We start from the raw sequence: 21,167 nt of genomic DNA, 5'->3' as shown, positions 1-21,167 counted from the left end.
TATCAACCAAAAGGGGCAGTTATCGCTTGAGGACAACCATAGAATCTCCCACAGGGGCACCGCTATTCAATGTGGGAGCGAGCCTGCTCGCGAAAGGGCCGTTATGCCCCCGAATTCCCTAGAACCTGGCCAACGTTTTCAGCGCCGCCTTGCGCTCATCAACCGGCAACCGTCCCAACCGCTCAACCTCGGCATAAAACCTCAACCAATCCCCACCCACCTGCCGGAACACCGCCGCGAACGCCGGCACCCACTGGTCATACAGCCCGAACGGTAACAAGCGGGCATTGTTCAGCGGCGCATTGACCCAGGCGTCATAACGTTTGTCCCCGGCCCACTGGCTGTCGCGCATTACCCGATAGTCCCTGCGCAAGCGCTCGAACTCGGCTGCTTTGCGCTCACGCATCTGCTCGATGGACAGCGGCCGCGCATACAGCTTCTCCAGCCGTGAGCGTGTGTCGAGCACCAGACCGATGAACTGGTCACGCTGCTTGAGCCTGGCATCGGATTCCGCCGGCAAGCCGCGAAACGCGCGCCATTGCCGCGTGCCTTCCTGCTCGACAAACGTGGCGAATGACTCGTTGAACTCGGTGTCGTCCTTCACATAGAACCGCTGATGCGCCAGCTCATGAAAAATCAGCGTGGCCAGCCGTTCATCGCCCCAGCCCGTCATTGAATTGAGGATCGGGTCGTTGAACCAGCCAAGGGTCGAATACGCTTCGACACCGCCGATCGACACGTCCATGCCCTGCAGGCGCTGAATCGCCGCTTCGCCACGGGCGGCGCTCTGGCTGTAGTAACCGCGATAGGCCACGCAGCCGGCAATCGGGAAGCAGTGATTCTGCGGCGTGAGGGAAAATTCGGCGGTGGCGAAGACGTTCCACACCACGAACGGTCGGCCAATGTCGGCGTACAGCCGATAGCTTTGGTTGTCCGGCAGGTGCAAATGCTCGCTGGCGAATGTGCGAGCCTTCTGCGACTGGGCCAGATGCGCGCGCAATCTGGCGTCGCGGGTGGGGTCGGCAATGACTTTCTCGACCGGCTCCCGCGCGCGCAGCAATTGCAATTGTCCGCTGGCGAGCTGGCTGTAATAGCTGACGCTGGCGCAACCGTTGAGCAACAAAAACAACACACCCGGAAACAAAATCGGAAAAACGCGATCAAGTAACCCAAGGCTGGAAAACGGCCTGATCAAAATAAGAAATTCCCCGGAAAGTCTGCCCCAAGACTATCCCGCCTCAAGGAGCACCGCTATGCGCATGTTGATGCTGACAGGAGGCCTGCTGACGCTGGCCGGTTGTGCCGGATTCGGAATGCCCGATCCCGACCCCTCGCAAGCCTGGATCGATCTCGACGCCCACCAACACGACACGGCGCTGCAAGCCGTGCAAGTCGATGCCACCCAGGCCATCGATAAACGCTATTTCGAAGTGCAGCCCGGCAGCCATGAGCTGAAGGTGCGCTATCAATTTCCGGTCGAGGCCACCAACATCGGCCCGAATGCCGAACCGCTTTGGCGTGATTGCCAGATGAGCGTGAAATTCAAGGATTTCAATGCCGGCCAGCGCTATCAGTTACAGGCTGGCAGTATCGGCTTCCGGCCTTGGGCCAAGCTTTATGACGAACAGCGCAAAGTGGTCGGCCAGGGCACGCCGGCGGGCTGTCAGAGCAGCTGATCGGCGCTATGCTGGCGGTTCAGATCTGTGGATATCCATCATGCGCACCTTGCTGCCGTTGCTCGTTGTCGGTCTTGTCGCCGGTTGCCAGACGCCGTTACCCGCGGTCGACCCGCAAATGGCCTGGGTCGACTTCTCCACGCCAAGCCCCGGCGGCAAATTGCTGATGGCCGAACGTCTCGATAATCAGCGATTGAACGACGGCCGATTCTTCCAGGTGACCCCCGGCAGCCATGAGCTGCGGGTGCGCTTCGACTTCGAAGTGTTCGGCGGTGGCGGCAGCCTGCTCACGGGGCCGGTAGAACGTTTGTGCTACCTGACGATCCGTTATGACCACTTCGAGGCCGGCCAGCGTTACCTGCTGGAAGGGCGCTCGTTGGCGTTCACGCCGAGCGCGCGTTTGTACAATGCCAAGCGCGAAATCGTTGCTGAAGACCGCGAGTTCAACTGCATCATCTAGCTGTTGTCGTTTTTCTGATAGACGATTCGCTTGGTGCCGTTCTCGCAAGTACCGACGATCATGGCTGAGTCGTGCTGCTCCGCCTCTTCCGCCGTGATGATTTCCAGGGTGTACGAGGGAATTGCCTTCGCCTGAATCTTGATCTCGATTTCCTTCCTGAGCTCTTCGCAGTCCTTGGGAGCTGCGAAAGCGGACGTGGCCAGTGCACTGCAAAGGATCGCCAAGCCAATACGTTTCATCGATGAAGCTCCTTGAGGCAGCGCGCACGGGCGTGCGCTGAAGCTGCTGTCGATTATTCGACCACATTTCTGCAGGGCGGGTTCTGACTTCGCTCACACCTTTGGATTTGCGTGATGCCGAGATTGTTATCGCGAGCAGGCTCACGCCTACAGTTGAGCGCATTCCAACTGAATAAATGCGATTGCCTGTGGGAGCGAGCCTGCTCGCGAAAGCGTCGGACCTGCAAACGCCGAATCAGCTGACCAGCGAAGCCTCAAGCGTGATTTTCGCGTTCAGCACCTTGGAAACCGGGCAACCTTCCTTCGCCTTGTTGCTCAGCTCTTCAAACTGCTGCTGGGTGGCGCCCGGGATTTTCGCCTTGAGAATCAGCTTCACTGCGGTGATGGCGAAGCCGCCCTCAACCTGATCGAGGGTGACTTCAGCGTCGGTGTCGATGCTGTCTGCCTTCAGGCCGGCATCGCCGAGAATCATCGAAAACGCCATGGAGAAGCAGCCGGCGTGGGCCGCACCGATCAGTTCTTCCGGGTTGGTGCCCTTGCCGCCTTCAAAGCGGGCCTTGAAGCCGTACGGCGCTTCCCGCAGTACGCCGGTTTCGGTGGAGATCGAGCCGATACCGGTTTTCAGGTCGCCTTCCCAATGCGCCGATGCCTTTTTCACGATAGCCATGTCTGCCTCCTCAAATGTGGCGCGGGACGCCGCGCCGTCGCGGTTTTTACTAGCAAGGCTTCTGAGGATAGACGGCGGAACAAAGTTCAGCCTGCTTGAATCGTTGACTTTTTTAGTAGGAAATTTCGGCGCTGCTATTGAATCTCGGGTATATGCCCTCATTCCATAAAACACGCTTATGGATTTGGCAGGTTTTCGTTCGCAAGAAAAACCTGCCTCCCCACCCGGAGATGCAGGTTCATGAAAAAACTGTCCGACGTTAAATTTTCCACCCTCGACCTGGTGCCGGTGCGCGAAAACGGCAGCGCTGCGCAATCGCTGCGCAACTCGCTGGACCTTGCGCAGCACGCCGAGAAGTTTGGCTACACGCGGTTCTGGGTCGCCGAGCACCACAACATGGACGGCATCGCCAGTTCCGCCACCTCGGTCTTGCTCGGTTATCTGGCCGGTGGCACTTCGACAATCCGCGTCGGCTCCGGTGGAGTGATGCTGCCCAACCATGCGCCGCTGGTGATCGCCGAGCAGTTCGGCACCCTTGAGAGCCTGTACCCGGGACGCATCGACCTGGGACTGGGCCGCGCGCCGGGCTCCGACCAGATGACCGCCCGCGCCTTGCGCCGCGAACGCTCCGGCAGCGCTGACGACTTCCCTGAGGACGTCGCCGAACTGATGCGCTACCTCGGCCCGCGCACCCCGGAACAACGAGTGATCGCCATGCCCGGCACCGGCACCAATGTGCCGATCTGGTTGCTCGGCTCTAGCCTGTTCAGCGCGCAACTGGCGGGGGAGAGGGGCTTGCCTTATGCCTTCGCCTCGCACTTCGCGCCGCGCTTCATGCATGAGGCGATTCGCATCTACCGCAATCACTTCAAGCCGTCGGCCGTGCTCGACAAGCCCTACGTGATGCTCGGCGTGCCGCTGGTGGCCGCTGATACCGATGAGCAGGCCGATTATCTGGCGACGTCGGTGTATCAGCGCATCCTTGCCCTGATGCGTGGGCAAAGTCTGGTGCAGCGTCCGCCGGTGAAAACCATGGACGGCCTATGGCTGCCCCATGAGCGTGAAGCGGTGGGCGATTTCCTTGGCCTTGCCATGGTCGGCGGCCCGCAGAAGATCCGCGCCAAGCTTGAGGTACTGATCGAGCAGACCCAGGCGGACGAGCTGATTTTCACCAGTGATTTGTATGAGCACGCTGATCGCATTCATTCCTACGAACTGCTTGCGCAAGTCATGAAGGGCTAACGCGAACCCTTGTAGGAGCTGTCGAGTGAAACGAGGCTGCGATCTTTTGATCGTGATTTGAAATCAAGATCAAAAGCGCGGCGTCCCGCAGCTCCTACACGGAAAATCATCGCCCACAAAAAAGCCGACGCATCCACGTCGGCTTTTGTATTTCAGGCGCGATCAACCGCGCTTGTAGACGATTTCCTTGCTGCCACCTTCGCAGGTGCCAACTACTTCGCCGTCAGCCGCCGCACCCTTGTCGACAACTTCCAGCGAATAACCGGAAACGCCTTTGGCGTCGAGCTTCGCTGCGATTTCGCTTTTCAGCTCTTCACATGGCTTGCCGGCTGCAAACGCACCACCCGCAAGGCTCAACAAACCTACTGCCAACATGAACTTCTTCATCGGTCGCACTCCCTGGTCGGATTGAAAGAGGCGGGCATCGGGTTATCCACCCGATGCGCTCACCTTGTAGCGCTTTGCCATTCCCTATGGCACTCGGCCAGCGCGCAAGTTCAGAAGACTGGATCAAACTCAGCTGGCGACAATCTTGAAGCCGACCTTCAGCGTTACCTGAAAATGCGCCACCTGGCCGTTTTCGATGTGGCCACGGGTTTCGGTCACTTCGAACCATTCCAGATTGCGCAGGGTCTTGTTGGCTTCGGCCAGCGCGTTGTTGATAGCGTCTTCAATGCTGGTGGTGGACGAACCGACCAGCTCGACTTTCTTGTACGTGTGATGGTCACTCATGGCGATCTCCTCGGGTTGGAATGGCGTGTGAAATTGAACCTGGCAGGCAATTGCACTGTTGATTTCGGCGCCGCTGCGCTGCCGAAGTTCAGAATTTCTGCACTTTCTCGAAGTGCTGAAGTCCCAACCAACACACGCCACTCATCACCAATGCAGGAGAGCCACCATGGCCAACACCTCTTTACGTAAAGCCTCGTTGCAAAGCATGGAAGCCGAGATCGAGAGTCTGCTCAAATCGTTGGAAAGCTTGAAAGACGATGCTTCGGACGAGTCGCGCAAGACCCTCAAGGCGCTGAAAAGCAATGCCGAAAGTGCGCTGAAACATTCCCGTCATCTGCTCAGCGACGCGTACGAAGAAGTCAAAGTGAAAACCCGCGAGACCGGCATTGCCACTCGTGACTACGCGCAGGAACACCCATGGACCACAGCCGGCGTGGCTGTCGGTGCAATCGGCCTGCTTGCTGCCTACTTTTTGTTCAAGCGCGGCGAGTGATCGGTTTGGCGCAGCTCATTTTTGAGCCACTGCGCCAGTTGCCGGGCGCGCCCGTCCGCGGCGCGCTTGGGTAGCCACAACGCCAGTTGCGCCGGGGTTTCACAAAAGCCCCACGGCGCAACCAGGCGACCCGCCTTCAGATCTTCGGTTACCAGTGGCTCCGGCGCGATCGCCACGCCAAGACCGGCAACCGCTGCCTCCAGCAAATAATACAAATGCTCGAATCCTTGTCCGAGCTTCAACGCCTTGGCGTCGAGGTCGTTCTGCTGCGCCCAGCTCGGCCAGGCCTGCGGCCGAGAGGTGGTGTGCAGCAAGGGCTCATCAAGCAGTTCTGCGGCTGGAGCGGCTTGCAGCTTTCGATAGCCGCTGAACAACGGGCTCATCACCGGGCCGATGCGTTCGGCCGCCAGTTCGTAGACCTGCATATCGGTGGGCCACGGTGGTTCGGCGAACAGCAACAGCGCATCCAGTCCCGGGCGTCGGGGATCGAGATCGCCTTCACCGGCAGACAGGTGCAAACGCAAATCCGGCAGATCGGCATTCAGCCGCCCCAGACGCGGAATGAACCAGCGCGCCAGCAGACTCCCCGAACACCCGAGCACGAACGGCGCATCAGCAGTACTTTGCGTCAGCTCCGCACAGACACTGCGCAACCGATCGAACGCCTCAGCACTGGCATCACGCAGGCGCGCGCCGGCATCTGTGAGTTTCAAGCCGCGCCCGTCCTTGATGAACAGGCTCACCCCGAGATGCTCTTCAAGCACCTTCAGCTGACGGCTGACTGCGCCGTGGGTGACATGCAACTGCTCGGCAGCCTGACTGACACTGTTCAATCGGGCGGTGGCCTCGAAGGCGCGCAAGGCATTCAGCGGGGGAAGGTCGTGGCTCATGATATCTGTGAGTTTTCCTGACAGGTTGTGGCGATCTTATCGGTTTTCAGCGTGGAAAGTCAGGGGTAGAGTGGGCGTCATTGTCTTCTGACCGAATTCACCTGGAGCGACCCATGACCCAGACTTCGAACACCTCTGATCTGCGTAACGGCCCTGATGCCAACGGCCTGTTCGGTGCGTTCGGTGGCCGTTATGTAGCGGAAACCCTGATGCCGTTGATCCTCGACCTGGCCCGCGAATACGAAGCGGCCAAGGAAGATCCGGCCTTCAAAGAAGAATTGGCCTACTTCCAGCGGGACTACGTCGGACGTCCGAGCCCGTTGTATTTCGCCGAACGCCTGACCGAGTTCTGCGGCGGCGCGAAGATCTATCTCAAGCGTGAAGAGCTGAACCACACCGGCGCGCACAAGATCAACAACTGCATCGGCCAGATCCTGCTGGCGCGGCGCATGGGCAAGAAGCGCATCATCGCCGAGACCGGTGCCGGGATGCACGGCGTGGCCACGGCCACTGTCGCTGCGCGTTTCGGCCTGGACTGCGTGATCTACATGGGCACCACTGACATCGAACGTCAGCAGGCCAACGTCTTTCGCATGAAGCTGCTCGGCGCTGAAGTGATCCCGGTTGTCGCCGGCACCGGCACCCTCAAAGACGCAATGAACGAAGCCCTGCGTGACTGGGTGACCAACGTCGACAATACCTTTTACCTGATCGGCACTGTGGCCGGCCCACACCCTTATCCAGCAATGGTCCGCGATTTCCAGGCCGTTATCGGCAAGGAAACCCGCGATCAGTTGCAAGCTCAGGAAGGTCGTCTGCCGGACAGTCTGGTGGCGTGCATCGGTGGCGGCTCCAACGCCATGGGCCTGTTCCACCCGTTCCTCGACGACAAGAGCGTTGAAATCATCGGCGTCGAAGCCGCCGGTTACGGCATCGAAACCGGCAAGCACGCGGCCAGCCTCAACGGCGGTGTGCCGGGCGTTCTTCACGGTAACCGCACCTTCCTGCTGCAGGACGATGACGGCCAGATCATCGACGCCCACTCGATTTCTGCCGGCCTCGACTATCCCGGCATTGGCCCTGAACACGCGTGGTTGCACGACATCGGTCGCGTTCAGTACACCTCGGTGACCGACGACGAAGCGCTGGAAGCGTTCCACAAATGCTGCCGCCTGGAAGGGATCATTCCTGCGCTGGAAAGCGCCCACGCCCTCGCCGAAGTGTTCAAACGTGCACCGAAGTTGCCGAAGGATCACCTGATGGTGGTCAACCTTTCGGGCCGTGGCGACAAGGACATGCAAACCGTGATGCACCATATGCAACAGTCGCAGCAGGAGAAACACTGATGAGCCGCCTGCAAACCCGTTTTGCCGACCTCAAGCAACAGAACCGCGCCGCGCTGGTGACCTTTGTCACCGCCGGTGATCCTGACTACGACACTTCGCTGGCGATCCTCAAAGGCTTGCCGGCGGCGGGTGCCGATGTGATCGAACTGGGCATGCCGTTCACCGATCCGATGGCCGATGGTCCGGCGATCCAACTGGCCAACATCCGTGCGCTGGCGGCCAAACAGAATCTGGCGAAAACCCTGCAAATGGTCCGCGAGTTCCGTCAAGGCAACAGCGACACGCCGCTGGTGCTGATGGGCTATTTCAACCCGATCCATAAATTCGGCGTCGAACGCTTCATCGCCGAAGCAAAAGAGGCGGGCGTTGATGGCCTGATCGTGGTCGACATGCCGCCAGAGCACAATGAAGAGCTGTGCGATCCGGCGCAGGCTGCCGGGCTGGATTTCATTCGCCTGACCACACCGACCACCGACGACGCGCGTTTGCCCCGCGTGCTCAACGGCAGCTCCGGTTTTGTTTACTACGTGTCGGTGGCCGGGGTCACTGGCGCCGGTGCGGCGACCCTGGAACATGTGGAAGAAGCAGTTGCGCGTCTGCGTCGGCACACCGACCTGCCGATCAGCATCGGTTTCGGCATCCGTACGCCGGAGCAGGCTGCTGCCATCGCGCGTCTTGCCGACGGTGTGGTGGTGGGGTCGGCATTGATCGATCACATCGCCAGCGCCGATACGCCTGAGCAGGCGATCGATGGCGTGTTGAGTCTGTGTTCAGCGCTGTCCCAAGGCGTGCGCAAGGCTCGCGCCTAAGACCGCAGGGAAAACAAAAAAGGCTTCAGAACAGGCGTTCTGAAGCCTTTTTTTGTGGTCAGGGCAATTGCAGTCCGCCCGAGGCCTTGTGCAGTTTGCGCAGATGCTCGCCAATCTGCTTCACATTGGCCTCGCTGGCGGCAATCTCGGCGGCGCGCTTGGGTTCGAGCAGTTTGCGCACTTCTGTATCGAGGTCGCCGGACAGCGCCAGCAGCTTCTTCTGCCGTTGACTGCTTTCTGCCTCCAGTCGGCTGAACTCGTCTGGCTGCGGCAGTCCGTAACCTTTGGAATCGAGCAATTCCGCCGGGCGGCTGAGGAAGCCACTGTTGGCAAGGATCTCCTGCAACGTCGCATTGGCTTTGTCCATACCGCCGTTCTCTAGCTCCCGCGCGCCGAGGTAGCGTTGTTTGACCTCATCCTGGGCCAGCAGCAACTGACGGCGGAAGCTGGCTTGCTCCAGCAGCAACAGCGCTGCACTGGTGCGCAGGTCGGCGCGGTCGAACCATTCGCGGCGTTGTTCAGCGCTGAGTGACAGCCACTCTTCGACGGTGCTCTGCTTGATCGGTAGCTGCTTCTTCAGCACATCGAACATCGCCTGATAGCGATCGCGGAACGAGTCGAAGCGGTAACCCAGCCGCAAGGCTTCTTTCGGATCGTCGAGCACACTGGTGTCGGCCAGCCCACGGCCCTTGAGCACTTCCAGCAAACCGTTGGGCATGATGCTGTCGAGGCCGACAAGCTGGCTGTTATTGCTGCCGCTGCGCAACAGTTTCAAGCCTTCCACGGCGCAGTTATTGGACAGGAAGAAATAGTTGCCGTCGTAGCTCCAGTGCATCTCGGCGGCATGTTCGACGACGCCTTCGATTTCCTCGCGAGACAGGTTCAGCGGCACCGAAGCGAGGCTGCGCAGCTCGGTCTTGGTGTACTCGTCGATCACTTGCGCCAGCGGCAGCACGAACAGCCGCGACGGGTATTTGCCGACCAGTCCGTCCCAGCTCGACAGCTGCACGTCGCCAACGAAGGCGCGATAGGACAGCACCAGGTGCTGATCGAGGTCGAGGCGGCAATCCGGACCGCGCGGGCGACCGGGGGCGCAGATCACCAGGCGCAGCATGCTGTGGCCCCAGCGGCTGACCCAGTTCTGGTTGGCCTCCGCCAGCAGGTAATCGACAGCGTAAACCCGCTCCGGATCGACTTGCCCCAGAGGCTGCTTGGCGAAGTCATTGCCTGCATTAAGAAAGGCGAAGCTCTTGCTGCAGGTGTCCTGCGCTGGCGGCGCCCAGCCGAAATGTTCCTTGTAGTAGCGATACAGCGCCGGGCGGCGGCAGGCGTAGCTCGGGTCGAGGAGGAAGTACTCCATGTTGACCGCGACGAATTCCTTGGGGCTGGAAATTTCGTAAAGGTCCGGGCTGCGCGCGATCTGGCGGTTGTGTTGTTCACGCTCGCCACGGCGGCCGACGTACTGCTGCCAACCGGCCAGATCGAGCAGACGCGGATCGTCGCTGATGGTGAAGCGTCGGCCATTCTGCCCGCGACACTCATCGGGAATGCCGATCAGCCCGGCGCTGTTGAAGCGTCGGGTGCAGCGCTGGATCACCGTGCGTTCGGCACTTGGCCATAACCGCGCGCGGTCGTAGATATGAGTGATTTCGTGCAGCACCGTGGCCAGCAGTTCCTGACGCACAGTGCCATGGGGGCGATTGGTTTTCGCTTTCGCTGCGCTGCCATCGGTGAGCCCGGCGAGCAGCCTGCGATTCAGATCGAGTTCGGCGACCAGCGTTGCCTGTCCGTAAGCGTTGGCAGGCATGTCATCGGTCCAGCCGACATCGATGCGCCGATCCAGCCGCTCAATGAAACTCGGCGGCAGCTTGTGCATGGCCTCATCGATCAGCGCCTGACTGGCCTGTACTTGAGCCGGGCTCAGACCCTCGGTCTTGAGCCGCAATTGCAGGGCGGCGTGGGCGCTGTTGCCAAGCAGCAACAACGCCCCGGCCAGCAGCCAGGCGCCAACGGACCTCACAGTGCGAGGATGGCTTCGGCGAGTACCTGATCGCTGGCGTCGCGCGCTTCCGGCACGCGTGTGCGCAAGGTGCTGAGGGCGGCTTCGAGATGCGCGCCACGGATGTCGCCGTTGCTGGCGACGAAACTGGCAGCGTCGTCATGGGCTTCGCGGATGATTTTCGAATCGCGAATCGACGTGGTGGTATCGGAGGTGAAATCGATGGTGCGCTGGGAGGCACGAACGATGATGTTACTGGTGGCTACCAGGGTGTGCGCCTGGGCCACATCGGCCAACACAAACAGGCCAAGGGCGGCAGCAATCAGCGGGCTACGCATGGAACGACTCCGGAAGGAAAAGGATAACTATTGGACGAGAATTGCCTCTGCCAGTTCAAGGTCGCTGGCATGAAGTTTTGGCCGGGTTTTGCGCAGGTAATGCAGCGCCGATTCCAGCCGTGCCCCTCGCCATTCACCGTCACTGGCAACGAAGGCGGCCGCGTCGTCATGGGCGGCGAGCAGCAGTTTACGGTCGAACGGCGCAGAAGACACCATGCTGGTAGCGTAACCGCTGACAACCGTGCCTTGGGTCGAAGCATTGAAAGCATCGAAGGCGTTGGCAGACATCGCCCAGCAGGCGGTGAATAACGTAGAAGAGATGAGCAGATTTGGAAGAAAGCGCATGGGACTCGACAACTGTTAACGAGCCTGAAGGCTAGCGCAAATGCCCGGGCCAGAGCCAGCATTGAAACATCGGGACACGGCTGCCGTGTCCCGCAATGCGGCAAGCGATCAGAGGGTCAGAATGGCTTGAGCCAATTGCGCGTCGGTGGCATTGAGTTGTGGCGCCTGGTGGCGAATGTGATCAAGCGCGCTTTCCAGTTTCACACCACGGATATCGCCTTCGCTGGCCACGAAGCTGGCGGCGTCGTCACGGGCGGCAAGCACGATCTTGTCGTCACGGAACGAGGAGGTCACATCGGAAGTGGCGTCGGAAGAAGCTTTCAGCGCGCCAACGATCGAGTCGGTGGTCACGATGAAGCTGGTAGCGCTGGCGTTGGCAGCCACGGCCAGCAGGGCGGCGGCACTGAGCAGACGAAGACGGGTCATGATGTAACTCCTTTGGATAAACCGTAGTGAGAGGTGGCTCGGTATCTGAGGAGTCAGACGCCTGACGCGCAGCGTTCGCCACGTTCTGCCTGGATATTAGGCTGCCAAACTCGGTTCGCCCAGTGGTGGCCACACTTACTCAAGCCGGCCTGTTAACTGTACCTGTACATTAATATAAATATTGAAACTGTACCTTTATCGGTTCAGGTACAGGTTGGAGTCATCCTCTGCGTCCTGAAACGACAAAACCCGCCGTGGTTTCCCACGACGGGTTCTGTTTGTGCAATTCGGGTTGCTGGCGGTGGGTCTGACGACCAGAGCCAGCGACGCTGCTTAGCGCCAGAACGGCTTGCTCAGCTCTTCGTAGCGTTGAGCTTCGCTGATACCGGCGTCGGCCAGCAGACGCGAATCCAGACGGGCCAGTTGATGGCGGCTGGAGATGCGGCGCTGCCACAGCATCAGGTTGGCGATGACGCGCAGAGGCAGGGAAGCCTGGGTGTTTACGGCTTTGTCTTCGAAGAACAGTTCGGAACTGAGTGTACGTTCCATGGTTGACATCCTTCCGCTTGTGGCGGGATCAGGTAGTGGTTTGACTGGTGCCCATGATCCTCTCGTTTGGCCAGTCTCTCTAGATACAGTTCAACTGTATTGTGAGTGACCAGTTAACTGTTTAAAGGGGGTGTACGGGTCAAAATCGAGCAAACTGTACCTGTCCGCACTCAAGTGGTGCGTTTTGGTGTGATTTTGAAGAAAGGGTAGGGTATTGCTGTAGGAAAAGACCGGTACAGCAGTACAGTTTTTGGCAGGTAAGGGGTTTTCAGAATCCCGCTGACGCAAACTGTGTTTGCGCCAACGGAATATCTGTGCGATTTACACCGCCAGCATGCGCCCGGTTTCTTCCAGGTTGATGTGCCAGCTCAAGGCTTCACGCAGGATGTGCGGGGTGTGGCCACCGATTGCACAGGCCGCGGTGAAGTAATCATTCAGCGCCTGACGGAAGTCCGGGTGCACACAGTTATCAATGATGACCCGCGCGCGCTCCCGTGGTGCCAGGCCACGCAGATCCGCCAGACCCACCTCGGTCACCAGAATGTCGACATCGTGCTCGGTATGGTCAACGTGGCTGACCATCGGCACCACGCTGGAAATCGCGCCACCTTTGGCAATCGACTTGGTCACGAACACTGCCAGATGCGCGTTGCGCGCGAAGTCGCCGGAGCCGCCGATGCCATTCATCATCCGCGTGCCGCAGACATGAGTGGAGTTGACGTTGCCATAGATATCGAACTCCAGCGCGGTGTTGATGCCGATGATGCCCAGGCGCCGCACCACTTCCGGGTGATTGGAGATCTCCTGAGGTCGCAGAATCAGTTTGTCCTTGTACTTCTCCAGGTTGCCGAATACATCGCTGTTGCGCCGCTCGGACAGGGTGATCGAGCTGCCCGAAGCAAAGCTCAGCTTGCCGGCATCGATCAGGTCGAAGGTCGAATCCTGCAACACTTCGGAGTACATGGTCAGGTCTTCGAACGGCGAGTCGATCAAGCCACACATCACCGCGTTGGCGATATTGCCGATCCCGGCCTGCAACGGGCCGAGCTTGTTGGTCATGCGCCCGGCAGCCACTTCCTGCTTGAAGAACGTGATCAGATGTTCAGCGATGGCATTGGTGTCGACGTCCGGTACCGACACCGTGGACGGCGAGTCCGACTGCTGAGTGATGACAATCGCAACGATCTTCTCTGGCGGAATCGGAATCGCCGTGCTGCCGATACGATCATCCACTTTCACCAGCGGGATTGGCGTCCGCGTCGGGCGGTACGTGGGGATATAGATGTCGTGCAGGCCCTCGAGGTTGGCGTTGTGCGCCAGGTTGATCTCGACGATTACCTGTTTGGCGAAAATCGCAAAGCTCGCCGAGTTGCCCACCGAAGTGGTCGGCACGATATGGCCTTGCTCGGTGATGGCGACTGCTTCGATGACGGCGATGTCCGGCAGCTTCAATTGCTGATTGCGCAACTGCTCCACGGTTTCGGAAAGATGCTGATCGATGAACATCACTTCGCCGGCGTTGATTGCCTTGCGCAATGTGCTGTCGACCTGAAACGGCATGCGCCGCGACAGCACGCCGGCCTCGGTCAATTGCTTGTCGAGGTCGTTGCCGAGGCTGGCGCCGGTCATCAGGCTGATTTTCAGCGGCGTGACCTTGGCGCGCTCGGCCAGTGCGTGGGGCACGGCCTTGGCTTCGCCGGCGCGGGTGAAACCGCTCATGCCGACGGTCATGCCGTCCTCAATCAGAGCAGCGGCGTCGGCAGCGCTCATCACTTTGTCCAACAACGAAGGCAGGCGAATACGGTCACGGTACATGGATTATTATCTCGGGCAACGAGTAGCAGGATGCGCAGTCTAGTGAATTTGGCCGGCGCCTGTCCCGCTACCAAGGTCGCAAACGAGGCCTCTACTTCGCGGGTTTCAAGTAAAACACCGTTACCGGATCTGCAACAACGCGGCAAATTGTCCGTCATCTGACGCAAACAAAAACGCCCCGACAAGTCGGGGCGTTCGTTATAGCAGCGGCGGGTTATTCGACTGCTTTGACCATGTCTTCGATGACTTTCTTCGCGTCCCCGAAGACCATCATGGTCTTGTCCAGATAGAACAGCTCGTTGTCCAGGCCGGCATAGCCGCTGGCCATCGAGCGCTTGTTGACGATGATGGTCTTGGCTTTGAACGCTTCGAGAATCGGCATCCCGGCAATCGGCGACTTCGGATCGTTCTTCGCGGCCGGGTTGACCACATCGTTCGCACCGAGCACCAGCACCACGTCGGCCTGGCCGAACTCAGAGTTGATGTCTTCCATCTCGAACACCTGGTCGTAAGGCACTTCGGCCTCGGCGAGCAGGACGTTCATGTGTCCCGGCATCCGACCCGCTACCGGGTGGATTGCGTACTTGACCGTCACGCCACGGTGGGTCAGCTTCTCGGTCAGTTCCTTCAGCGCATGTTGAGCACGCGCTACCGCCAGACCGTAACCCGGCACGATGATCACGGTGTCGGCATTGGTCAGCAGGAAGGTTGCGTCATCAGCCGAACCGGATTTCACCGGGCGGGCTTCCTTCGCGCCGGCAGGACCAGCATCTGCCGTATTGCCGAAGCCGCCGAGCAGTACATTGAAGAAGGAACGGTTCATCGCTTTGCACATGATGTACGAGAGGATCGCACCGCTCGAACCCACCAGGGAGCCGGCAATGATCAGCATCGAGTTGTTCAGCGAGAAACCGATCCCCGCCGCCGCCCAGCCGGAATAGCTGTTGAGCATCGACACCACCACCGGCATGTCGGCGCCGCCGATCGGGATGATGATCAGCACGCCCATCACGAATGCGAGTGCCAGCATCAGTGCGAAGGCAGTGAGGTTGCCGGTGAGCATGAAGGTCAGGCCGAGAACCAGAGTCGCCAGACCCAGCACCGCATTGAGCTTGTGCTGACCGGAGAACTGTACCGGTGCGCCCTGGAACAGGCGGAACTTGTATTTGCCCGACAGCTTGCCGAAGGCAATCACCGAACCGGAGAAGGTGATCGCGCCGATCGCAGCACCGAGGAACAGCTCCAGACGGTTGCCCGCCGGGATCGCATCGCCCAGCTGTTTAACAATACCCAACGACTGCGGCTCAACCACCGCCGCAATGGCAATGAACACCGCCGCGAGGCCGATCATGCTGTGCATGAACGCCACCAGTTCCGGCATCTTGGTCATTTCAACACGCTTGGCCATGATCGACCCGGCAGTGCCACCTACCAGCAAGCCGACGATGACGTAACCGATACCGGCCGTAGCCAGTTCAGCCCCGAGCTTATAGATGAGGCCGACGGTGGTCAGGATGGCCAACGCCATGCCGAGCATGCCGAACAGGTTGCCGCGTCGCGAGGTGGTCGGGTGCGACAGGCCTTTGAGGGCCTGGATAAAGCAGATCGACGCGATCAGGTAGAGCGTCGTGACGAGATTCATGCTCATTACTTCGGCGCCTCTTCTTTTGCTTTCGGGGCTTTCTTCTTGAACATCTCAAGCATGCGGCGGGTGACCAGGAAGCCACCGAAGACGTTGACCGCCGCCAGTGCCACGGCCAGCGTGCCCATGGTCTTGCCCAGCGGCGTTACGGTGAGTGCGGCGGCAAGCATGGCGCCGACAATCACGATCGCCGAGATGGCGTTGGTTACCGCCATCAAAGGGGTGTGCAGCGCAGGTGTAACGTTCCAGACCACGTGGTAACCGACATAAATTGCCAGCACGAAGATGATCAGGTTGTAGATACCGGGGGAGATAAGCTCTTCCATCGTCTGAATCCCTGCTTAGGCGTTTTTGCGGATGACTTGGCCGTCGCGGCACATCAGGCACGCGGCGACGATGTCGTCTTCGAGGTTGACGTCGAACTGGCCTTCTTTGGTGAACACCAGCTTGAGGAAGTCCAGCAGGTTGCGTGCGTACAGTGCCGAAGCGTCTGCAGCGACTTCACCGGCGAGGTTGGTCGGACCGACGATGGTTACACCGTTTTCCACAACGACCTGATCGGCCACGGTCAGCGGGCAGTTGCCACCCTGAGCGGCGGCAAGGTCGATGACCACCGAACCCGGTTTCATCTGCGCCACGGTCTCGGCGCTGAGCAGCGTCGGCGCCTTGCGGCCCGGAATCAGTGCGGTGGTGATGACGATATCGGCCTGCCTGGCGCGCTCATGCACGGCCTGCGCCTGACGCTGCATCCAGCTTGCCGGCATCGGCCGTGCGTAACCGCCGACACCGACGGCGCATTCGCGTTCTTCATCGGTCTCGTAAGGCACGTCGACGAACTTGGCGCCGAGGGATTCGATCTGTTCCTTCACCGCTGGGCGTACATCGGACGCTTCGATGACAGCACCGAGGCGTTTGGCCGTGGCAATCGCCTGCAATCCGGCCACGCCTGCGCCGAGAATCAGCACGCGCGCCGCTTTCACTGTCCCCGCAGCGGTCATCAGCATTGGCATGAAGCGTGGGTAGTGGTGCGCGGCCAGCAATACCGCTTTGTAGCCGGCAATGTTTGCCTGCGACGACAACACATCGAGACTCTGCGCCCGCGAGGTGCGCGGCGCGGCTTCGAGGGCGAACGCGGTAATGCCGCACTCGGCCATTTTTGCGATGGTCTCGTTGTTGAACGGATTGAGCATGCCCACCAGCACCGTACCGCGCTTGATCAGCGTCAGTTCGGCATCGCTTGGCGCGACCACTTTGAGAATCAGCTCGGCGCCAAACGCGTCATTGGCGCTGCCAATGCTTGCGCCGGCCGCTTCATAGGCACTGTCGACGACACTGGCTTTGATGCCGGCGCCGCTTTGCACAGTGACCTTATGGCCTTGGCTGATCAGCTTCTTGATGGTTTCCGGGGTTGCAGCAACCCGTGTTTCACCGGTCTGGGTTTCGAGAGGAACACCAATGTGCACGTCAAATCTCCTGCGTGATCTTATTGAGTAAACCCATGCACTGCGGATGGTGCGACTGGGGCGGCCGATCAGCACGATCCCGCCGAATCAGGGCGGGGCGCGGCATTTTGCAGGCGAACTTTATGCCCTTCAAGGGATTATGACGGGTGACGGAAAATTAACTACAAGTCATGCCGTGACCGAATGTCGCAGATGGCCAGTTGAACCCCTTGCAGGCCGTACCTTGCAAGGATTCTGGCTGAATTTGAAAAAAATTCGCATCGGTGGCGTGAATAGGCAGTAATGAGTCGCCCGTAGAGGCTCAAAGCCACGTCGTTGGCAGCTTGTGGGACGTCTGTACGACTTTCGGATACAGTCTGCGAAAACGCGACAAATAGTTATATCTGTAGGGCTTTCGATTATCTGACTACGGGGTTAGGTATTTCCGAGAGCCTTTATTCTTCTAGGCTGTAGCTTCGCGCCTGGTTTACCAGCCAGTCGCGGAATGCCTTTAGCGATGCTGATTCGACCTTTCGCTCGGGAATCATCAGGTAATACGCCTTGATGCTGGAGAGCTCTTGAGGGTTGGCAACCACCAAACGTTTCTCGGCCAGCTCGCGCTGGATCAGAAACGGCGGAATCAACGCGACGCCCATGTCGTGCATGGCTGCCTGGGCAAGCATGGAGAATAGCTCGTAGCGGGGACCTGTCATGTCGCGAGGGATATTCAACTGCTGCGAGTTGAACCACTGGCGCCAGGCGTAAGGTCGGGTGGTTTGCTGCAGCAGCGGTAGTTCAGCGATGACTGCAGCTGTCATTTGCTTGCGATTGCCGAGCAGGGCGGGGCTGCACACCGGCATCGGATTCTCGCCCATCAATCTGTGGGATTCAGTACCCGACCAGTCGGCATCACCGAAGTAGATCGCGGCATCGAATTCGGTGTCGGCAAACAGGAACGGCCGGGTGCGGTTGGTCAGGTTGACGGTCACTTCCGGGTGCTTGAGCTGGAAATCCTTGAGGCGAGGCAGCAGCCATTGCGTGCCGAAGGTCGGGACGACGGCGAGCTCGATGACGTTGGTGCCTTGCTGGCCCATCACCGAGAGCGTGTCGCGCTCCACTGCGTCGAGCTGAGTCGCCACCCGGCGGCTGTAGGAAAGGCCCGCCTCGGTCAGTTTCACTCCACGTCGCGAGCGTCGGAACAGTTCCACGCTGAGGAAGTCTTCAAGGCTGGCGATCTGTCGGCAAATGGCGCCTTGGGTGAGGGAAAGCTCTTCCGCTGCGCGTGTAAAGCTCTCGTGGCGCGCGGCGGCTTCGAAACTGATCAGGGCAGTGGTGCTGGGTATCTTCCTGCGCATGTACGTCAACCTCACTAATGCGCCGCATAAATGGCATTTCGCGACGGTTCGGAGTGAGAAATTAGCACAACAGAATGCAAAATCCTCGTTTGCCGCGATGGCGAACCGCGCCTAGGATCAATGCCACGTTAATTCACCCGATTGCGAGGGCACACTCATGGGCGGTAAAGCTCGCTTCAACTGGATCGATCCCCTGCTGCTGGATCAACAGCTCACCGAAGAAGAGCGGATGATCCGCGACACCGCCGCGCAGTTCGCTCAGCAGAGCCTGGCGCCGCGTGTACTCGAAGCTTTCCGTCATGAGAAGACCGACCCGGCAATCTTTCGGGAGATGGGTGAAGTAGGCCTGCTCGGCGCGACCATTCCGGAGCAATACGGCGGCAGCGGTCTGAACTATGTCAGCTACGGCCTGATTGCCCGTGAGGTCGAGCGCGTCGACTCCGGCTATCGCTCGATGATGAGTGTGCAGTCCTCACTGGTGATGGTGCCGATCAACGAATTCGGTACCGAAGCACAGAAACAGAAGTACCTGCCGAAACTGGCTTCCGGCGAATGGATCGGTTGCTTTGGCCTGACCGAGCCGAACCACGGTTCCGATCCGGGCGCGATGATTAGCCGGGCGCGCAAGGTCGATGGCGGCTACAGCCTGACCGGCGCGAAAATGTGGATTACCAACAGCCCGATCGCCGACGTATTCGTGGTGTGGGCCAAGGACGACGCCGGCGACATTCGTGGCTTCGTTCTGGAGAAAGGCTGGAAAGGCCTGAGCGCTCCGGCGATTCACGGCAAGGTCGGCCTGCGCGCTTCCATCACCGGCGAGATCGTCATGGACAACGTGTTCGTGCCGGAAGACAACATCTTCCCGGACGTCCGTGGTCTGAAAGGTCCATTCACTTGCCTCAACTCCGCACGCTACGGCATTTCCTGGGGCGCGCTGGGCGCCGCCGAGTTTTGCTGGCACACCGCGCGCCAATACACTCTGGACCGTCAGCAATTCGGCCGCCCATTGGCCGCGACGCAATTGGTGCAGAAGAAACTCGCCGACATGCAGACCGAGATCACTTTGGCGCTGCAAGGCTGCCTGCGCCTGGGACGCATGAAAGACGAAGGCACCGCCGCCGTGGAAATCACTTCGATCATGAAGCGCAACTCCTGCGGCAAGTCGCTGGATATCGCGCGGATGGCGCGCGACATGCTCGGTGGCAATGGCATCTCTGATGAATTCGGCGTGGCCCGTCACCTGGTCAATCTGGAAGTGGTGAATACCTATGAAGGTACCCACGACGTTCACGCGCTGATCCTCGGGCGTGCGCAAACCGGTCTGCAGGCGTTCTATTAACAGGAGGGCGGACCATGGGCGCGCTGTCGCATCTGCGAGTACTGGATTTATCGCGCGTGTTGGCCGGGCCGTGGGCCGGGCAGATACTCGCCGACCTCGGCGCCGAAGTGATCAAGGTCGAGCGCCCGGGTAATGGTGACGACACTCGGGCGTGGGGGCCGCCCTTTCTTAAGGACGCCTACGGCGAGAACACCTCGGAAGCGGCGTATTACCTGTCGGCCAACCGCAACAAGCAATCGGTCACCATCGACTTCACCCGTCCCGAAGGGCAGAAGCTGGTGCGTGACCTGGCGGCGAAGTCGGACATTCTGATCGAGAACTTCAAGGTTGGCGGTCTGGCGGCGTATGGTCTGGACTATGAGTCGCTGAAGGCACTCAACCCGAATCTGATCTATTGCTCCATCACCGGCTTCGGCCAGACCGGTCCTTACGCCAAGCGCGCAGGGTATGACTTCATGATCCAGGGCCTTGGCGGTTTGATGAGCCTGACCGGCCGCCCCGAAGGAGACGAAGGCGCCGGACCGGTGAAGGTGGGCGTGGCGCTGACGGATATCCTCACCGGGCTTTATTCGACCGTGGCGATACTCGCAGCATTGGCTCATCGCGATCACGACGGTGGTGGCCAACACATCGATATGGCGTTGCTGGACGTGCAAGTTGCGTGTCTGGCCAATCAGGCTATGAATTACCTGACCACGGGCAATGCCCCAAAGCGGCTGGGCAATGCGCATCCCAACATCGTGCCTTATCAGGATTTTCCTACGGCGGATGGCGACTTCATCCTCACCGTGGGTAATGACGGGCAATTCCGCAAGTTCGCCGAAGTCGCTGGGCAACCGCAGTGGGCGGATGATCCTCGCTTCGCGACGAATAAACTGCGGGTGGCGAACCGCGCAGTGTTGATCCCCTTGATCCGCCAGGCGACGGTCTTCAAGACGACGGCCGAGTGGGTTGCTCAACTGGAACAGGCGGGCGTGCCTTGTGGGCCGATCAATGATCTGGCGCAGGTGTTCGAGGATCCGCAGGTGAAGGCGCGCGGTCTGGCTATCGAGTTGCCGCATGCGCTGGCGGGCATGGTGCCGCAGGTAGCCAGTCCGATCCGGTTATCGGAGACGCCGGTCGAGTATCGGTATGCGCCGCCTTTATTAGGGGAGCATACGCTGGAGGTTCTTCAGCGAGTGTTGGGGCTGGGGGCGGGTGCGGTGGCTGCACTTAAGGTAGAAGGAGTCCTCTGAGTCTTTCTTCTATATAGAGGGCACTGATTTCTCTTTCGATTGGCTGTTTTTTAGCCAATCTGCAAGTTGTTGAAAGAAAAGCGAAATTAACGGTTGACGGCAGATTCCAGAGGTCTATAATTCGCCCC

The 21,167-nt window shown here is 59.7% G+C and carries 24 protein-coding genes; 8 read left to right on the top strand and 16 right to left on the bottom strand.

The window, feature by feature from the left end; genetic code table 11:
- Positions 1 to 118 precede the first annotated feature (118 nt).
- Positions 119 to 1,195, bottom strand: coding sequence for an aminopeptidase (locus QRN33_RS26585; RefSeq protein ID WP_285411042.1), 1,077 nt, complete (start codon positions 1,193 to 1,195; stop codon positions 119 to 121).
- Positions 1,196 to 1,253: 58 nt separating this feature from the next.
- Between QRN33_RS26585 and QRN33_RS26580 the strand changes: the two genes are divergently transcribed.
- Both QRN33_RS26580 and QRN33_RS26575 read left to right on the top strand, forming a co-directional pair.
- Positions 1,254 to 1,676 carry a PA0061/PA0062 family lipoprotein gene (locus QRN33_RS26580; protein WP_042608989.1) on the top strand — a complete coding sequence of 141 codons (423 nt, stop codon included), beginning with the start codon at positions 1,254 to 1,256 and terminating at the stop codon, positions 1,674 to 1,676.
- A gap of 40 nt (positions 1,677 to 1,716) precedes the next feature.
- Positions 1,717 to 2,136 (top strand): PA0061/PA0062 family lipoprotein, encoded by a 420-nt coding sequence (locus tag QRN33_RS26575; RefSeq protein ID WP_065616471.1) that lies wholly within the window; start codon positions 1,717 to 1,719, stop codon positions 2,134 to 2,136.
- Here the strand turns inward: QRN33_RS26575 and QRN33_RS26570 are convergent.
- Positions 2,133 to 2,375 carry a DUF1161 domain-containing protein gene (locus tag QRN33_RS26570; protein ID WP_285411040.1) on the bottom strand — a complete coding sequence of 81 codons (243 nt, stop codon included), beginning with the start codon at positions 2,373 to 2,375 and terminating at the stop codon, positions 2,133 to 2,135. The two genes, QRN33_RS26575 and QRN33_RS26570, sit on opposite strands and share 4 nt — an antisense overlap.
- A 235-nt stretch (positions 2,376 to 2,610) precedes the next feature.
- Positions 2,611 to 3,042, bottom strand: a complete 432-nt coding sequence (locus tag QRN33_RS26565) for an OsmC family protein (RefSeq protein ID WP_042608986.1) — start codon at positions 3,040 to 3,042, stop codon at positions 2,611 to 2,613.
- A gap of 240 nt (positions 3,043 to 3,282) precedes the next feature.
- On the opposite strand from QRN33_RS26565, the gene QRN33_RS26560 reads away from it, so the two are divergent.
- The gene (locus tag QRN33_RS26560) at positions 3,283 to 4,284 is read left to right on the top strand and encodes an LLM class flavin-dependent oxidoreductase (RefSeq protein WP_041476454.1); all 1,002 of its coding nucleotides are present in this window, start codon (positions 3,283 to 3,285) and stop codon (positions 4,282 to 4,284) included.
- Positions 4,285 to 4,446: 162 nt separating this feature from the next.
- Here QRN33_RS26560 and QRN33_RS26555 read toward each other — a convergent pair whose 3' ends face one another.
- Together QRN33_RS26555 and QRN33_RS26550 are read right to left on the bottom strand one after the other, a co-directional pair.
- Positions 4,447 to 4,671 carry a DUF1161 domain-containing protein gene (locus tag QRN33_RS26555; protein WP_042608985.1) on the bottom strand — a complete coding sequence of 75 codons (225 nt, stop codon included), beginning with the start codon at positions 4,669 to 4,671 and terminating at the stop codon, positions 4,447 to 4,449.
- 129 nt (positions 4,672 to 4,800) lie between these two features.
- On the bottom strand, positions 4,801 to 5,016 hold the full coding sequence (locus QRN33_RS26550; RefSeq protein WP_039757080.1) for a dodecin: 216 nt from the start codon (positions 5,014 to 5,016) through the stop codon (positions 4,801 to 4,803).
- Between the two features lie 166 nt (positions 5,017 to 5,182).
- Here QRN33_RS26550 and QRN33_RS26545 point away from each other — a divergent pair, with 166 nt between their 5' ends.
- A complete protein-coding gene (locus QRN33_RS26545) occupies positions 5,183 to 5,509 on the top strand; it encodes an ElaB/YgaM/YqjD family protein (protein ID WP_039757078.1) in 327 nt (108 codons plus the stop codon).
- On the opposite strand, the gene QRN33_RS26540 is transcribed toward QRN33_RS26545, so the two are convergent.
- The gene (locus QRN33_RS26540) at positions 5,482 to 6,399 is read right to left on the bottom strand and encodes a LysR family transcriptional regulator (protein WP_285411034.1); all 918 of its coding nucleotides are present in this window, start codon (positions 6,397 to 6,399) and stop codon (positions 5,482 to 5,484) included. The genes QRN33_RS26545 and QRN33_RS26540 overlap by 28 nt on opposite strands.
- A gap of 113 nt (positions 6,400 to 6,512) precedes the next feature.
- On the opposite strand from QRN33_RS26540, the gene trpB reads away from it, so the two are divergent.
- Both trpB and trpA read left to right on the top strand, forming a co-directional pair.
- Positions 6,513 to 7,745 carry a tryptophan synthase subunit beta gene (gene trpB / locus QRN33_RS26535; protein WP_016772302.1) on the top strand — a complete coding sequence of 411 codons (1,233 nt, stop codon included), beginning with the start codon at positions 6,513 to 6,515 and terminating at the stop codon, positions 7,743 to 7,745.
- Complete coding sequence (gene trpA, locus QRN33_RS26530) at positions 7,745 to 8,554, top strand: tryptophan synthase subunit alpha (protein WP_042608983.1); 810 nt, start codon at positions 7,745 to 7,747, stop codon at positions 8,552 to 8,554. Before trpB ends, trpA begins: the two co-directional genes overlap by 1 nt.
- A gap of 58 nt (positions 8,555 to 8,612) precedes the next feature.
- On the opposite strand, the gene QRN33_RS26525 is transcribed toward trpA, so the two are convergent.
- The 10 genes from QRN33_RS26525 to QRN33_RS26480 all read right to left on the bottom strand — a co-directional run bounded on the left by QRN33_RS26525 (position 8,613) and on the right by QRN33_RS26480 (position 18,465).
- Positions 8,613 to 10,574, bottom strand: coding sequence for a DUF7844 domain-containing protein (locus tag QRN33_RS26525; RefSeq protein WP_065616474.1), 1,962 nt, complete (start codon positions 10,572 to 10,574; stop codon positions 8,613 to 8,615).
- Complete coding sequence (locus QRN33_RS26520; RefSeq protein ID WP_285411031.1) at positions 10,571 to 10,891, bottom strand: DUF2388 domain-containing protein; 321 nt, start codon at positions 10,889 to 10,891, stop codon at positions 10,571 to 10,573. The genes QRN33_RS26525 and QRN33_RS26520 overlap by 4 nt, the downstream gene beginning before the upstream one ends.
- A 27-nt stretch (positions 10,892 to 10,918) precedes the next feature.
- Positions 10,919 to 11,236, bottom strand: coding sequence for a DUF2388 domain-containing protein (locus QRN33_RS26515; protein WP_064365263.1), 318 nt, complete (start codon positions 11,234 to 11,236; stop codon positions 10,919 to 10,921).
- 108 nt (positions 11,237 to 11,344) lie between these two features.
- Positions 11,345 to 11,662 (bottom strand): DUF2388 domain-containing protein, encoded by a 318-nt coding sequence (locus QRN33_RS26510; protein WP_042608980.1) that lies wholly within the window; start codon positions 11,660 to 11,662, stop codon positions 11,345 to 11,347.
- 333 nt (positions 11,663 to 11,995) lie between these two features.
- Positions 11,996 to 12,211 (bottom strand): DUF1127 domain-containing protein, encoded by a 216-nt coding sequence (locus QRN33_RS26505; RefSeq protein WP_007911656.1) that lies wholly within the window; start codon positions 12,209 to 12,211, stop codon positions 11,996 to 11,998.
- A 321-nt stretch (positions 12,212 to 12,532) separates the two neighbouring features.
- Entirely contained in the window at positions 12,533 to 14,026 is a 1,494-nt protein-coding gene (gene scpC, locus QRN33_RS26500; RefSeq protein WP_252875386.1) for a succinyl-CoA:acetate CoA-transferase ScpC, read from the bottom strand.
- A gap of 214 nt (positions 14,027 to 14,240) precedes the next feature.
- Entirely contained in the window at positions 14,241 to 15,674 is a 1,434-nt protein-coding gene (locus tag QRN33_RS26495) for an NAD(P)(+) transhydrogenase (Re/Si-specific) subunit beta (RefSeq protein ID WP_252875387.1), read from the bottom strand.
- Positions 15,674 to 15,994, bottom strand: coding sequence for an NAD(P) transhydrogenase subunit alpha part 2 (locus tag QRN33_RS26490; RefSeq protein WP_003220416.1), 321 nt, complete (start codon positions 15,992 to 15,994; stop codon positions 15,674 to 15,676). Before QRN33_RS26490 ends, QRN33_RS26495 begins: the two co-directional genes overlap by 1 nt.
- Before the next feature lie 15 nt (positions 15,995 to 16,009).
- Positions 16,010 to 17,131 (bottom strand): Re/Si-specific NAD(P)(+) transhydrogenase subunit alpha, encoded by a 1,122-nt coding sequence (locus QRN33_RS26485; RefSeq protein WP_285411026.1) that lies wholly within the window; start codon positions 17,129 to 17,131, stop codon positions 16,010 to 16,012.
- A gap of 434 nt (positions 17,132 to 17,565) precedes the next feature.
- The gene (locus QRN33_RS26480; protein WP_285411024.1) at positions 17,566 to 18,465 is read right to left on the bottom strand and encodes a LysR family transcriptional regulator; all 900 of its coding nucleotides are present in this window, start codon (positions 18,463 to 18,465) and stop codon (positions 17,566 to 17,568) included.
- A gap of 157 nt (positions 18,466 to 18,622) precedes the next feature.
- Here QRN33_RS26480 and QRN33_RS26475 point away from each other — a divergent pair, with 157 nt between their 5' ends.
- Together QRN33_RS26475 and QRN33_RS26470 are read left to right on the top strand one after the other, a co-directional pair.
- The gene (locus QRN33_RS26475; protein ID WP_285411023.1) at positions 18,623 to 19,804 is read left to right on the top strand and encodes an acyl-CoA dehydrogenase; all 1,182 of its coding nucleotides are present in this window, start codon (positions 18,623 to 18,625) and stop codon (positions 19,802 to 19,804) included.
- A gap of 14 nt (positions 19,805 to 19,818) precedes the next feature.
- Positions 19,819 to 21,039, top strand: a complete 1,221-nt coding sequence (locus QRN33_RS26470) for a CaiB/BaiF CoA transferase family protein (RefSeq protein WP_252875389.1) — start codon at positions 19,819 to 19,821, stop codon at positions 21,037 to 21,039.
- The last annotated feature ends 128 nt before the right edge of the window (positions 21,040 to 21,167 follow it).

The organism is Pseudomonas sp. FR229a (assembly GCF_030209115.1).
Classification (GTDB): domain Bacteria; phylum Pseudomonadota; class Gammaproteobacteria; order Pseudomonadales; family Pseudomonadaceae; genus Aquipseudomonas; species Aquipseudomonas moraviensis_A.
The sequence above is the reverse complement of the archived record's forward strand: the minus strand, read 5'-3'. Positions and strand labels throughout refer to the sequence as shown.